Annotated in this window: 6 protein-coding genes; 1 reads left to right on the plus strand and 5 read right to left on the minus strand. The window is 63.5% G+C overall.

Annotated elements, in window-relative coordinates:
- The first annotated feature begins 114 nt into the window (after nt 1–114).
- Nucleotides 115–441, plus strand: coding sequence for a tetratricopeptide repeat protein (locus MWN76_RS16710; protein ID WP_250463394.1), 327 nt, complete (start codon nt 115–117; stop codon nt 439–441).
- Nucleotides 442–572: 131 nt separating this feature from the next.
- Here MWN76_RS16710 and MWN76_RS16715 read toward each other — a convergent pair whose 3' ends face one another.
- The 5 genes from MWN76_RS16715 to MWN76_RS16735 form a co-directional block, all read right to left on the minus strand.
- A complete protein-coding gene (locus tag MWN76_RS16715) occupies nt 573–8,984 on the minus strand; it encodes an isopeptide-forming domain-containing fimbrial protein (protein ID WP_250463396.1) in 8,412 nt (2,803 codons plus the stop codon).
- A 34-nt stretch (nt 8,985–9,018) separates the two neighbouring features.
- Nucleotides 9,019–11,136, minus strand: coding sequence for a site-2 protease family protein (locus tag MWN76_RS21195; RefSeq protein ID WP_250463398.1), 2,118 nt, complete (start codon nt 11,134–11,136; stop codon nt 9,019–9,021).
- 160 nt (nt 11,137–11,296) lie between these two features.
- On the minus strand, nt 11,297–12,604 hold the full coding sequence (locus MWN76_RS16725) for an efflux RND transporter periplasmic adaptor subunit (RefSeq protein WP_250463400.1): 1,308 nt from the start codon (nt 12,602–12,604) through the stop codon (nt 11,297–11,299).
- A complete protein-coding gene (locus MWN76_RS16730; protein ID WP_250463402.1) occupies nt 12,579–13,361 on the minus strand; it encodes an efflux RND transporter periplasmic adaptor subunit in 783 nt (260 codons plus the stop codon). The genes MWN76_RS16725 and MWN76_RS16730 overlap by 26 nt, the downstream gene beginning before the upstream one ends.
- A gap of 5 nt (nt 13,362–13,366) precedes the next feature.
- A complete protein-coding gene (locus MWN76_RS16735) occupies nt 13,367–14,944 on the minus strand; it encodes a TolC family protein (RefSeq protein WP_250463403.1) in 1,578 nt (525 codons plus the stop codon).
- Nucleotides 14,945–15,066 lie beyond the last annotated feature (122 nt).

The raw sequence follows: 15,066 nt of genomic DNA on the forward strand, positions 1-15,066 counted from the left end.
GGTCCCGCAAAGGGCCACCCCGCCTGGCTTTGTGCCACACCCGGCATTTCTCAACGCCGCAACTTGAATGCATTATCGTCGGCCGATTCTAACGCTATTCAAACGGAGAGCCACATGACCAATCCGATCATTCATCGCCTGCGGGAACAGCTGGATGCCGGAAAAGACTCAGCGCTGTTGCGCTTCGGGCTGGGCAGTGCGCTGTTCAACGAGCGGGACTACAAGGACGCTGCGGGTCACCTGCAGGCCTGTGTCGAACAGATGCCGGACCACTCCGCCGCCTGGAAGCTGCTGGGGCGCAGCCTGATGGCGTTGGATGAACCGGAGCGGGCACGGCGGGCCCTGTCCCGCGGGCTGGAGGTGGCCCGCGAGAAGGGCGACAAGCAGGTGGAGCGGGAAATAGAAGTGTTCCTGAAAAAACTTGCAAAGGGTCCGGCCTGATCCAGATCGGCTGCCGCCGCGGAGGGGCCCACTTTTTGTGGCAGATCGGCTACGGGTGGGCCGGGGAGCTCCCCGATCCCCGGATTCCGCTGCGCTCCATCCGGACTACGCCCCTGCTATGGGGCCACGGGTCAACGGTTGGTATCCGCCGCGGCGATTCTTGCCAGTGCGCTGAGGACCGGGCTGACTCCGGCGGAATCGAAGTCCTTTCCGATTTCGTCCAGCTGTCGCTGTACCGCATTTTCCCCATCGTTGTCGGCCGCACTGATCAACGCCTTGCCGAAGGTGCCGAACAGGCTTTCGGCGCGGTAGTCGCCGAAGTCGCTGTCCAGTTGCAGCGGACTTTCTTTGTCGCCGCCGCCCTCGACCGGTTTGCTGGGCGACAGCCAGTAGCCGCTCAGTGCGTCAAATACCGGTGACCAGTCGTTGGGATAGTAAGCGCCGTCGACAGTGCCGAAGGCCGGATCGAAATGATGGCCGCTGCGGCTGCCCTGCAGGTTGGCCGTGACCTGCTCTGTCTCGCGGGAAACCAGGCGACCGTACATTTCCGGCTCGTGCTCCCGTTCCGGTCGCTCGGGGATTTCCATCCGCCAGTGCAGGTTGGAGAGGGTGATGTTGTCCACCTGCGGTTGCGCGCGTATTTCGGTGTTCTCGGTGTCGGTGTTGTCCGCCGGGTTCTGGTCCGGGCCACTGGAGCCGTCGTCGGTAATAGTGGCGGTGTTCTGGGTTCCGGTGATCATCGGGTCCAGCGGGAAGTCGACAATCACCGCGAACTGGATACTACCGTGTTCGCCGGCGCCGAGGCTGCCCACTTCGAAGGTGAAGGTATCGCCGTCCTGTACCCATCCCGGTGTGGAGTTGGCCGGATCGAAGGTGGTGTTCGGCGGCAGGGTCTCGGTGATCACCACGCCCTCGGCGGTGGCGGTGCCACTGTTTTGATAATTGAGGGTGTAGACATAGGAATCCGTGGGCGTCACGGCGATGCCGCCGTCGTCCTTGTCGATCACCAGATCCACGTATTCCACCGCCAGTGGCTCGGTGTCGGTGTTGTTCTCCGGTGTCGGATCCAGGCCATGTGTGCCGTCATCGGTGACCGAAACACTGTTTTCCTGCGGCGGTATCGCGGTCGGTACATTGTCGCGGACCACGGCGGAGAGGCTGAAGGTCGCCGTCTCGCCGACGGCCAGCTCGTCGAGAGTCCAGGTCACGGTGCCTGCCGCCAGGTCCACCTCGCCGCCGTCGCTGGCGACGAAACCGGTAAAGATATCGCGGTCCGGCAGCGTGTCGGTGACCACCAAGCCGGTGCTGGTGGTGTTGCCCTCGTTGGTGACTTCTATGGTCCAGTTGAGGCTGTCACCGGGGTGGGCCGGATCGTCGAAGTTCTCGATCTTGTCCACCGTCAGGTCGACGAACTCCACCTCGACGGGTTCCACATCCCGGTTGTTTTCCGGGGTTGGATCCGGACCGTTGTTGCCATCGTCGGTAACCTCGACAGCGTTCTCCTGCGGCGGTATCTGCACCGGCAGTCCCTCCACCGCGACATTTGCCGACAGTGTCAGGGTGAGCGAGTCGCCGGCGGCCAGGTCGCCGATCTCCCAGGTGACGGTACCCGCGGCCAGGTCGATGACGCCGTCGTCGCTGGCCACGAAGTCGGTGAATACATCGATATCCGGCAACTGGTCTGTCACCACTACGCCGGTGCCGTCCTGGTTGCCGACATTGGAGACCTCGAAGGTCCAACTGATGGCATCGCCGGGGTGAACCGGGTCGTCGAAATTCTCGATCTTGTCGATGACATAGTCCGGCGCCGCTACGATCGGCGAGACGTCATCGTCGGTGTTGTCCTCCGGGGTCGGGTCGGCGCCGTCCTCGCTCTCGATGGTGACGGTGTTGGTGGTCTCGTCCGCACCGGCGGGCACAGGATTGACGATCTCGACCGTCAGGGTGGCGGTGCCACTGGCGCCAGCGGCGAGATCGCCCACTGTGTAGGTCAGGGTATCGCCGTCCAGCGTCCAGTCCGGGTTGGCGGCGGCATTGAAGGTGACGTAATCCGGCAGAGTCTCGATAATGACCACATTGGTGGCGTCGGCGGGGCCGGCATTGGCGTAGTTAAAGGTGTAGGTAATGGTATCGCCGGGGCTTGCCGGATTGGCTTCGTCGATACCGCCATCGTCCTTGGTGATCGAGAGGTCGAAAGCGGTAATCTCCGCGGTTGCGGGGTCACTGTCGGCGTAGTCGTCGAGTGCGCCGCCCTCGCCGTCGGCACCGGTGCGTTCGTTGGCGTCGTCGCCGTCGATACTGGTCCAGTCGACGGTCGTGGTATTGGTGGTGCTTTCACCGACGGCGGTGGGGTCACTGGTCACCCGTGCGTCGATGGTGATGGTCACCACGGTGCTGCTGTCGATAACGCTGATCTCCAGATCCAGCCTATTGTCGGCGGAGTTGTCGATCACCTCCGGCGAGCCGCCGGTAACGGTTATCTGCACGTTTTCCACGCCGGCCAGGTAGGGCGGCAGTGCGTCCTCGATATGGACATCGTAGGCGTCGGCGCCGCTGGCCGGATCCAGTTCGACGGTAATCTGGTATTGCGCTATACCGCCCAGGAGTACCGGTGACGGGGTCAATAGTTCCTTGTTGACGATGACCTCGGGTTCCACGAGGTCCACCGTGGCGGTGTCGTTGATTGTGGTATCGGGCACGTCGTCGCCATCGGTATCGTAGTTGAGGGCGGCCTCGTTTGTCAGGGTGGTGCCATCCAGGTTGCCGACAACATCGGTAACCCGCAGGCGGTAGGTGAAGGTGATGGTTTCGGTGGTGCTGTTGTCGGTATCGGTATTGACCAGGGTGCCGAAATCCAGGCCGACGATATTGTTGTCCGGATCGTCGATAACGGTGATCTGGTCGAAGTCGATCTGGATCGAATCCGGGTTGCTGGCGGTGACGCTGACCAGGTCCACGAACTCGAAACCGGGACCATAGTCGTCGAGGATCTCGCCGATCAGCGTGGCCTCGGGCAGGGTCAATACCGTTTCGAAAGTGACGATTTCGCCGATGGTGGCTTCGTTGTCGTCGTTGAGGCTGTCGTTCTGGCTGGTGGATACCAGGTTTTTCTCGATCAACGGGGCCGGTACCGACAGCGGTGCATCGTCGCTGGTTGCATAGTCGTCCAGGGCGCCGCCCTCGCCGTCGGCCCCGGTACGCTCGTTGGTATCATCGCCATTGAGGCTGGTCCAGTCGACACTGGCGGTATTGTCGAAAGTGCTGCCGGCGAGCGCATTGGCCAGCGAACCGCTGACGGTAATGGTGACGACACTGCCGGGCGCCAGGTCCAGTTCCGCCTGCGGATTCAGTACCAGCTCACCACCGACGATCTCGAAAAAGCCGGAGATATCCGTGGTTCCCGCATCGGTTTCCAGGGTCGCGGTAAAGGCGATATCCGACAGTTCCTCGGGCAGCGGGTCGCTGAAGCTGATGTCGTAGGCGGTGGTACTGGAGCCGTCGTCCGGGTTGGTGACGGTAATGGTGTACTCGACCGGGTCGCCGTTGTCGGCTTCGGTGGCGTTGACCGATTTGTCGATCTGCAGTTGTGGTTCGATCACGGTGGCATCCGTGGAGGCAGTAACGGAGCCGTCGTCGGTATTGTCGCCGTTGCCGTTGGCGTCGAAGCGGAATTCCGCCTGGTTGGTCAGCACCGTGCCGGCCTGGTTGCTGTCCACATTCAGGATACGCACCGTGTACACCACGGCGACGATATCGTCTTCGTTCTGTACACCGTCCGGTGTATTGGCCAGGTCGGCGGTGCCGAAACTGATTTCGCCGGTAGCACCCGGCGTAGGCTCTGTGAAGTTGCCGTTGTCGAACGTGATATTGGCGCCGACAAAGACCTGGTCGAGGCTGACGAACTCCACCCCTTCCGGCAGCGTGTCGAGTATCTCTGCGAGGGAGGCGCCGCCCTCCGGAACCAGGAAGGCGGAGACGTAGGTCAGGGTTTCGCCGATAACACCCTCGTCCACTCCGTTGCTGTCGTCGATGATGGAGCTGCTGACAATCTGCTTGCCAACCTCCACCGAGGCGGTGACGAGGTTCAGCGTGTCGCTGCTCTCGTAGTCGTTCAACGCGCTGCCCTCGCCGTCGGCACCGGTGCGCTCGTTGGGATCGTCGCCGTCGATACTCTGCCAGTCGACGATGGCGGTATTGCTGATCTGGGTTTCGGGGGCGACGGTGCCGACCACCTCACCGGAGACCTGGATGGTAACCGTTTCTCCCTGCAGCAGGTCGAAAGAAAAGCCCGGATCCGTCTGCAGTGTGTTGCCGACGATTTCGAAATCGCCGGTGATATCGCCCTCGGTAGAATGGGTGACATTGATCAGGTTGAAGTTTTCAAGATCAGTCGGCAGGTCGTCCGAGAAGGTCACGTCGAAGGCATCGGTATCGGAAAAGCCGGAGTGGGAGAGCACGATTTCATAAGTCACCAGATCTCCGGCGTCGATCGGTTGGGGTGTATCGATAAGCGATTTATCCACCTGCAAATCCGGCTCGATCACGGCGACATTCTCCGCCGATGCGGTGCCGTGGCCGGTGGGATTGTCGCTGCCGTCGGCGGTGTCGTCCCAGAAAAACCGGGCGCTGTTGTTGAGCTGGTCGCCACTCTGGTTATCGACCACATTCTGCACCAGTACCTCGTAGGTGATGGTGATGGTTTCGGCGGTGGTGTTGTCGCGGTTGCTGTTGGTCAGGTCGCCCAGGTCGAAGGTCACCTGCTGGCCGCTGACCGTGCCATCGATCGCGTTGAGATCCACGGTGGAGTCGATGTCATCGGAAAATTCGATATCGGTGACACCGATAAACGCCAGTCCGGTATCCAGCGTGTCCACCAGGCTGGCGCTCGGTGTTTCCCCCTCGGCGATGGTCAGCGTTACCGAGTAGGTGATTACCTCGCCGATCACGGCTTCATTGTTGGCATTGTTGTCGGAATTGATACTGGTGCCGACCAGGGTCTTGTCCACGGTATTTTCGCGGATGGCTACCAGCGCATCGTCCTGCCAGTTGATGTTGGAGTTGCCTTCCGTGTAGTCGTTGCCGTCGTCGAGGCCGCCGTAGGCTTCCAGTTGCGCGGTGTTCTCGATCTGCTGGCTCGGTTGCACCGCGTCGGTGGCCACCAGATCGTAGGTGATGACGATAACGTTGCTGCCATCGGTGGTGGGGCCGGTATCCGGATCGCGCCCCTCATTGAGTGCGCCCTCGTTGGCGGAGGGATCATCCATTGTAATGCCGCCGCTGAACAGATCGCCGCTGTAACTCACTTCGGTTCCATTGCCGGTGTAGACCTGCAGGTTGAGGCCGCCACCGGGAATTTCAAAGCCGTCCGGCAGCGTATCGCTGATGGCGACATTGAAGGCGTCGGAGCCGCCGGAATTCTCCACCACGATGGCGAAGCGCACGGTATCGCCGGCATCCACATTGCCGAGGTCGGAGTCGATCGGTGTGGTGTCCAGGTTCTGGCTGGTGATATCGCCAGTCCAGGGCTGGCTGCCGCTGTCGGGGCTGCCGGCCGGATCGAAGGTTACCGGTCCGGGTGGTGTCGGATCGAGTTGGCCGTTCGGATCGTCGGTGGATACCACGCCCTTGGTGACGCTGATGGTCGGTGACAGTATCTGCACCTGGACCCCGTTCGGGTCCAGTGTCGAACTGGTTTCGGTACCATTGACGGTGACGGAAGCCACGTTGGTCAGGGAAAGGCCGTCGGTAAAGGGTTCGTCCTGTACGACGACGGTGAACAGCAGCTGCACGGTGCCGCCGGCAGAATCGATCTGTTCCACCGGCTCCAGGGACCAGGTGATGGAATTGTTGGCGGTGTCCGCGCTGGTGGTGACATTGTCGCCGTCCAGGTAACCGTCGGGCCAGTTGCCGAAATCGGTGTCGGGACCGAAACCCCACTGATTGGCGCCGGGCGTGGCGGTGCCCTCGCCGGTATCCACAAAAGAAGGTGCTACGGCCGCGAACACCGGCAGTGGCAGATAGTCGGTAATCACCACGCCGTTGCTGTCCAGGGTGCCGAGATCCACTTCGACGGAGAAGGTGACCTCATCCCCCACGGCGATTTCATCCAGGTTGTCGGGATCGGTACTGCCGTTGACTGCGTACACACTTTTGCTGGAATCCGCGCCCTCGATAACGATTTCTTCCGAGCTGCTGTTATCGATCGCTTCGCCGTTGGCGGAGGCGGCGCTGGCGTCGATGGTGGCCTGGTTGCGAATGGTATCGAGCGCGTCCACCGCCTGTCCGGTCGCAAGATAGTGTTCGCGGATGCTGGCTTCGTAGGTGACCACGATGGTGGTGGTGCCATCCACACTGCTGTCGGCAAACAGGTCTCCGTCGAGGCTGCCGTCGCTGATGCCCTGGTCGATCAGCTCCTGGGAAATATCGATGCTGACGGTGGTTTCGCCGGTGCCGCTGTCCTCGGTGACCGTGGCGTTGTCCGTGGCGGCGGGGCCATAGGTTGTGCCGTTGTAGAACAGCTCGATGGTGATGGAACTTTCGTCGACCTGGAGCCCGTCGCCGAGGACGTCGGACAGCAGCAGGTCTTCCAGCTGCATATAGTCGGAAACTTCCAGGGTGAGGGTATAGCGCAGCCGATCGCCGGGGGTGTTGCCCTCGGTGCCGTTGTCCTCGACCAGTGCCACATCCTTCTGCAGCGCCGTGGCGGTGGCGGTGATCACGGCGTCGTCATCGTCGCTGACGTCCTGCTCCTGGTAGCTGCCGCTGGCGGTGGCGGTATTGCGTACCGCGTCGTTGCTGCCGTCGTTGATGACGATCGGGTCGCCGTTGCCATCCACGTCCGGCACATAGCCGGTATAGGTGATGACGAGATCGTTGGCGGCGGTGGTACCGGTGACCGGTGTCAGCATGGTCACCACCAGCTCCGCATCGCTGTTGGCCCCCTCCGGCGGTTCTGCAAGCTCGTAATCGACGCCTTCTACCAGGGTATTGCCGTTGACGTCGGTGACCGTGACATTGCCCGGTTGGTAATAGAAATTGTCCGGCACCTGCTCGGTAATCAACAGGTCTTCCACAGTCGACAGGTTGGCGATATCCACCGTTACCCGCCAGGTCACCGGTTCGCTGGGGCCGGTAACCGTTTCGCCGTCGTCGCCGATGGAGTTGTTATCGCCATCGCCGTCCAGCGCTTCCTTGTCCACCAACATTACCGTGGGGGTGATATTGGTGGTGATCTCCGGGCCCACAAGCGGTGGGTCCGTGTCCGGGTTGTTGAGCGGGTCCTCGCCGTACATGAAGCCCGGCCGCACGTAGACCGGGATGGGCACGCCCACCTCGGCACCGGTGGCCTCGTCCAGCAGCACCGTGGCGACGAATTCGTACGCCGGCTGGTCCGGCGTGAAGGAGCCGAACGGCAGTTCGATCGCATACCAGTGGGAGCCCTCCGCACCCACCGGCGGCAGTGGAATGGCGCCGGTCTGGTTGACGTCGTAGGGGTGGTACTCCACCGGGTTACCGCTGCTGTCGACCCACTGGCCGTCGACCACGGTGTACTCTACGTAGCTGGCACCGAGGAAACCGGACACGCTCTCGACAGTCATGCCGGGGCCCAGCACCACGTCCATAAACGGGCCGTAACCCGGGTCGGCACCGGAGTTGTCGAACGCGAAGGCGATATCGGTGGTTTCGTTGATGAAATCCTCGGAGTCCGCGTCGACAGTGGCGGACGCCGTTGCCGCCAGCAGCCCGTCCCATTCACCCTGCAGCAGTTGCGAAAAGAGGATGTCGGTTTCGATCGGGCCGCGCTGGTACTCCAGGTCCCAGTCGCCGCCGCGGGCGATATGGCCGGTGGGGTCGTCGGAGGCGGCGATGTCGGCGCCGGTCAGTTGCGAGAGCTGCAGGATAAAATCCTCGCCGGTATCGCTGTAACTGACATTGCAACCGTAGAGCAGGATATCCGCATCGCTGCTGAAATGGCCGGACCAGCTCTGCAGCTCGCCGCGGAATTGCTGCAGTGTCTGCAGCGACAGGCTGTCGCTGCCGATATCGATACCGCCGGCGCCACCGTGGGTCACCAGGTGCAGCGCGTCGGTTCGGCCGTGTTCCGCCAGCAGGTCGCCGATGGTGGCCACGCTGGCGCTGTCGTCGATGGTATAGAGCGCGATATCGCGGGCGCCGATCTGCAGTTCCAGGTGATCGCCGCGATCGGTCACCTCGTCTGCCTGCTGTACCAGGTCGTCCACCAGCGCCTGGGCATCTTCGATGGTCATATCGATGATCACCAGTTCATTGCGACTTTCCGGCTGCTGCTGGTCCATGGTCGGGCCGTGGGGCTGGTGATTGCCGCCGTCGTTCTGGTCGCTGTCGGCCGGCGCTGCCGAGTGGTCCGCCGTGGCCGGGGCGTGGGACATATCCGCCGGTGCCGAGGCATCCAGCAGAATGCGTTTTTCCAGGATGCGGCGCAGGCTGCGGGGTTGCCGGCGCGCGCCGGCCAGTGAGGAAATGGATGCGGACAGGGCATTGTTCGCAAACTGTGTGGATTCCATTCTCTATACCTCTTTACCTTTTTGCGCGTGAGGATCAGATACCGCTCTCGCGCACAAAAACACCCGCAACCCTGCGGGACAATAACTGCAGGAGACTGATCGGCTCGCCGAATACCACCAGGTAGCCGATGCGTTGGCCCGCCAGTGCCCGGCGTTCGGTGGCCGCCAGTGAAAATTCCAGCCGCTGGCGGGCCTCGTCGATACGCTCGCCTTTGTCACCGGTCCGCAGTGGGCCGCCGAAGGTGCTGGCGAGCGCCGGGTCGTCGAGTTTGTGGGAGCCGATATCGTCGATGGTCTCGATGTGGACATCGACCGCTTGCCAGCGACCGCGCAGGAACAGGCGGCCGTGGGTGCGTCCGCGAATGCGCGCCACATGTTGCGTCCGGCCGTAGGCGCGGCCGCGCAGGCTGTCCGGGTCGACGATGGACAGCACCGGCTGGTTCACCGACAGGTGTTCGCCGCGGCCGATACCGGGCAGCCGCCAGTCGACGCGCCCGCTTTGCTTTGCCACCAGCTGCTGTTGTGCCTTTTTCGCCTGCAGGCTCTGCAGTTCCCGCTCCTTGCTGAGCAGGTCCTGCAGGTAGACGGCATCCAGGGAGTCCAGTGCCGATTCGAATCCGTCGCGGTTCTTGCGCGCCTGCAGCAATTGCAGTTCCCGTCGGCCGCGCTGCAGGCGGTAGTCCAGTTCGCTGTTTTCCAGTTTCAGCAGTAGCTGGCCGGCGACAACCCGGTCGCCCGGTTTCACTGGAATGGCAGCCACTAATCCTGCCGTTGGTGCCAGTACCTGCTGCCGGTCGGCAAAGTAGGTGGCGGCCGGCAATTGCACCGGCCAGGGCAGCGGCAGCAGGAACAGCGCCAGCAGCAGTGCCAGCAGTATCAGTGGTGGACGGCGCAAGTGGTTGAGCCAATGCCATGGCCGCATTGTGTCGCCGCGCTCGCCGCCGCTGCGTCCGCGCAGGTGCCGGGCAAAGGTGTTGATTTCCCGCACCGCTGGAATCAACAGCAGTACCGCGATACAGAAAAAGAACACCAGCAGGCCGGCGGCCTTGAACAGTAACTGGTAGGCCATCCAGCTGATGGTCAGGAATACACCCAGGCGGTACAGCAGGCTGAAAAGCCCGAAACAGACCAGCAGTCGCTCGCGCTTTTTCTGTTCTGCGCTGCGCTGTCGGGGAGGGTTTTTCAGCAGCAGGTTCCAGGTGGCGGTGCGCAACAGTGTGGCGCTGGTCTGGTGCAGGTTTTTCTCACCGGTGTAGTCGCTCAGCAGGTAGTAGCCATCGAAGCGCATCAGTGGATTGAGGTTGATCAGCAGTGTGGTCACCAGCGATGAGGTGAACAGGAAAAAGGCCGCCGAGCGCAGCGGGCCATTTTCCAGCAGGCACCAGGCGATGGCTGCCGTCAGCCCCAGGAGAATTTCGAAGGCGACGCCGGCACAGGAGATATGCAGTCGCGCTTTCCTGGGCAGCCGCCAGGCATCGGTAATTTCACTGTACATGATCGGCATCAGCGCGATCAGCCCGATGCCCACACTGTTGGCGCGGATACCGTAGAGGCGCGCCACACTGCAGTGACCGAGTTCGTGCAGCAGGCTCAGCGCGAAAAACGCCAGCGCAAAGAAGCCGATACCCGCCGGACTCCAGCTGGCGCGCAGGTGCGCCAGGTAATCGAGCCAGTGCTGGCCGATGGATAGCGCGGTGAGTGCCGCGGTCGCGATGACGGCCAGCCAGAAAAAGCGCCGGCCGGTCAGTCGCGCCAGTGGTGCCAGCCAGCGGCTGAGCCGCTGCGGGGAAAATAGCGGCCGCCGCCAGAATACCCACTTCTGCACGCCCTGCAGCGGCGCCACGGCACGGCTACCGGCGCGCTGCTGTAGGTCGACGGCGCGGCTCTGCAGCAGGTCGTTGTCGGCGGCGAAACGCCGGAACTGCTCTACGGCGTCTTCGTTGATCTCGCAGTGCCGCTCGCGGGAGAGACGGTCCGCGATCGCCGCCGGTGACCCCAGGTGCCAGAGGCGCAGTATCAGTAGTTCCAGTTCGCCCAGTTCGATATAGAGCGCCCGCAGCGGATCGTAGATCATCCAGCCGCGCTCGCGGCCCGGTTCTTCCGGGGCGCGGTGAAACTGCAGGTCCCTGCGCAGTGTGGGCCAGGTATCCACTCGGTAACTCCAACTTCTTCAGAAACCCGGGCTGGTGCCCGGCTTTAGATCGGTGCGCAGTGCTCTACATCTGTATCGGTGTTTTCCGCGCCGTTATGCCCGGATTCCGCTGCGCTGCATCCGGGCTACGCGTTGGGCCGGGCACCGTCCGGTGCGACACTCAAAATCCCAGCCAGCGCCGCGCACTGGCCAGGGGCCGGCGCAACAGGTAGTAGACCAGCGGCACGCGGGCGCCGTAGATGCGCGCGTGGCCCTGGGTGTTGATGCGGATACCGGGTCGGTCCTCGCCGATGGCGGCGATCAGGCGATAACTTGCCGGCCGGTTTTCGCCGTCGGTGGTCATCAGGCTCTGGTAGCTGATCCGGCCACGAATCGGCGCCAGCGGGTTGGCCTCGGCGTAGAACACCGTCTCCGCATTTTGCGGCAGCTCGATCGCATCGGCGGTGGGCAGGTCGATGCGGATCTGGCGCGCGTCCGGGCGCACGATTTCCATGACTTTTTCCCCGGCGCGCACGCGGCGGCCGATCCACTCGGACGGGTCGGTAAAAATGGCCACGCCGGTGTCCGGCGCGCGCACGCGGGTTTTCCGCAGTATGTCGCCCTGGTATTCCAGCTCCAGGTGGCGGATCGCCAGGTCGGTTTCCGCCTGGGCCAGGCGGTGGCCGGCGGCGGCCTCGCGAAAATTGTATTGCCGCGTCATGCGCAGCCGTTCGCGGTAGAGGGCGATCTCCTGTTGCACCTTGTCGATCTCCGCCTCCACCTCGGCGGATTCCAGTGTGAACAGCAGCTGGTCCGTCTCCACCGGTGCATTGGGGGGCACCGCGATAGAGCGGATCACGCCCTCGGTCCTGGCGGAGACGATACGCGGTTCTATGGCCGCCAGGGTCGCCGGCGCCAGCACACTCTGGCGGATCGGCAGCAGGCCGACACCGATCAGCAGTGCGGCGACCCACAATTTGCGCCGCGACAGGTGCAGATGCCACGGGCGGCGCCGGGCACCGCGGCGGGCGAGAAATGCCTGCAGCACCGCATCCGCCAGTTCCCGCTGGACCTGTTGCTCGTGGTCGCTGAAGGGCGCGCTGCGCAGGAACAGCAGCTGGCCGAAATCGCCGATGCGCGCCGCCAGGTAGTGGGTGCCGCCGGACTCGAATGCCGCCTGCCCGCGCTCGTCGACCGGGCCGTGGCGCTGCAGCAGGGCCCGGCAGTCGAGGATTTCGCCGCTGGTGTTGTCGATGTCGATGACGTTGGAGGCGGCGATGGCGCGCAGGTAGGGCGCGCGAAAGAAAATCGCGCTGTCGATATTCAACAGCATCTGGCAGTCGCTGCAGGCGCTGCGTGCAATTTCCCCTTCGCTGCCAGCGGTGCGCAGCTGTTTTTCCAGCGCCAGGAAGGCGTTGAGCTTTTCCAGCAGCCGCCGGTGGTCGCTGCCGTCCGGATTACGGTTACTGCCGTCGAGCTTCACTGTCATTCACTCCAGCGACCGCTTTTGCCTCGGTTGCGTGCTCGATACGGAAAAACGCCTCGCCGCTCATGCCGGCAACCAGCAGCGCATCGCGCTCGCGGATACTGCCGATCACGCGCACGGTACGGGTGACCGGATCCACGGCCGGCACTATGCGCAGCAGCGTGGCGCTGTATTGGGCACCGGTCTCCTCGATGCGGACACGAAAGGTATCGCCGGGCGCCAGTTGATCGAGCCAGGCGGAGGGCACGATGGCCTCCACTTCCAGGCCCCGGTTGTCCAGCAGTTCGAACAGCGGCATCCCTATCTCGACGCGCTGGTGGGGTTGCACCTCGCGCCGGATGACGAAGCCGTCGAAGGGCGCGCGCACTTCGCAATGGCCGGCGCGGTGTTGCAGTACCTTGGCCTTGGCGCCGGCCTCGGCCAGTTGCGCCTGGCTCTGCAGCAATTCCAGTGTACTGATGTTGCCGCCCAGGTCGCGCAGCTCGGTATTGGATTCCAGTTGCCTGCGAGCCATGTCACGGCGGGCCTCGGCGCTGTCGAGTTCCGCGCGCAACTCGGTGCAGTCGAAGCGCGCCAGCAGGTCCCCGCGGGCGAAGCGGTCGCCATCGCGCACCTTGACCTCGGTGATTTTGGCTGCGATCTCGGCAGAAATTTCCACGCGGCTGAGCGCGGTGAGTTTGGCCGGTGCGGTGGCGGGTTCGGCAGTCGCCAACAGCGGCACTGCCAGCAGCGTGGCGACGAGGACAAGGGGACTGCGCACGGCCATCACCAGCGGACCGAAGCTTGTGAATCGTCGGCGATCCGGCTCTGGCGCGCCTCGACGCCGACGGGCGAATAGCCACCGGTGGGCAGCAGCTCGCGACTGGCGCCGGCGGCGCGCATGTCGGCCACCTGTTGCTGGATCAGGTCCAGCGGCTGCCGGTAGTCGATATAGTATTCCGGGCTGAAGCCGACGGCGTTGCCGAGCTTGCCATTGGCGTTGCGCCAGTCGGCGTAGGTGACATCGCGGCGCACGCCGGACAGCAGGTTGCGGGTGGCGGCGCGAATGCTCTCCAGCTCGGTACCCTGGCTCGCCTGCCAGCGGGCGCGAGCCTGCTGTGCCATCTGCTGGTCGATATCCGCCAGCTCCAGCGCGTACTGGTAATTCAATTGCGCGCGGCGCAGGTGGCTGTGGGCCAGGTCGATCTGCGTGAGTACGGCGACGGTGAGCGCGGCGCGGCGCACATCGCCGAGCTTGATATTGTCGCGGGCGTAGTCGACGGTGTCGCGGCCGGCCACCACCGTGTGCAACAGGTTCCAGGTCAGTTGCAGGCTGCTTTCGCCCCAGTCGTTGTAGAGCAGGAAACTGTTGTCGTCGTAGCGGTAGCCGGTGTGCAGCTCCAGCCCGGGCAGCAGTTCCAGGCAGGCCTTGCGCAGTTCGTCGGCGGCCATGCGGCGGCGGTAGTCTTCCTCGATCAGTTCCGGGCGGTTGCGCAGGCCGTACTGTTCCAGCGCCACGATATCCATATTGGCGAAGGGGTTGCCGATACTGTCGCCGGACTCGGAGCCGGCGACCCGGTATTCGGTGCCCGGCGGCAGGCCCATCAGCGATGCCAGCTCGCGCCGGGCATCGTGCATATTGCCCTCCAGCTCGATCAGCTGCTGCAGGGTCTGCAGCAGCTCGCGCCGGTAGGCGAGGCTGGCCTCGGTCTTGCGCAGGCCGCGCTCGGCGCTCACACGGGAGCGCGCCAGCGCCTCGCGGGTTCGCTTGATCAGCGTGGGCAGCCGGGTCTCGGCGCGCTGGGCCGCCTGCGCCATCCAATAGGCGTACTCGACGTCCATGATCACGTTGTGCATCATCTTGCGCTGTCGCTCCACGGCGATCATGACGCCGTCGGCCGCCTGTTTGGCGGACAGGTAGTTGATGCCGAAGTCCAGCACGTTCCAGTAGAGATCCAGCCCTGCGGTGCTGTAGGTTTTGTCCAGCGAGGTGGACTGGACCAGCGACTCGTTGCCGTCCACGTCCTCGCTGCTGGCGAAGTGCTGTTTGTTGCGGTGCCAGTAGCCGGCATCGGCGGCGATTTCCGGCAGCATTTCCCAGCGCGATAATTTCAGTTCGCGGTTTGCCACCGCCGCCTCCATCAGCTTGAGGCGGTTGTCCATGTTGTAGGCGATGGCGCGGGCGATGGCCTCGTTGAGGGTGACGGGGCCGGACACCGGCTGCTGGTTGCCGAACGCCGTGGCCATATCCGCGTTGACGCGTTCTTCGATGCTGGCGCGATCCACGGCCTCCGGTGTAACGGTACAGGCGCTCAGTAATGCGAGAGTGGCTGCAAAAGCCGCAACAGTCGGTAGGTAACGCATTTGTCTTCAAATCCTGGGGGAACAGAAACAGGTACACTCCGTGTGCCGGTTAAGGCTAGTACATCTGTACGATACGTTGCCGGAAGCCGGCTTTGGGGGAGAAAACCGGCGACAGAAGATGT

This window comes from Microbulbifer litoralis (assembly GCF_023634065.1).
GTDB lineage: Bacteria > Pseudomonadota > Gammaproteobacteria > Pseudomonadales > Cellvibrionaceae > Microbulbifer > Microbulbifer litoralis.

Bases quoted from the DNA above. Each gene is read 5' to 3' on its own strand.
- MWN76_RS16735 (WP_250463403.1), bottom strand. From the start codon at position 14,944: ATGCGTTACCTACCGACTGTTGCGGCTTTTGCAGCCACTCTCGCATTA.
- MWN76_RS16725 (WP_250463400.1), bottom strand. From the start codon at position 12,604: ATGACAGTGAAGCTCGACGGCAGTAACCGTAATCCGGACGGCAGCGAC.
- MWN76_RS16710 (WP_250463394.1), top strand. From the start codon at position 115: ATGACCAATCCGATCATTCATCGCCTGCGGGAACAGCTGGATGCCGGA.
- MWN76_RS16715 (WP_250463396.1), bottom strand. From the start codon at position 8,984: ATGGAATCCACACAGTTTGCGAACAATGCCCTGTCCGCATCCATTTCC.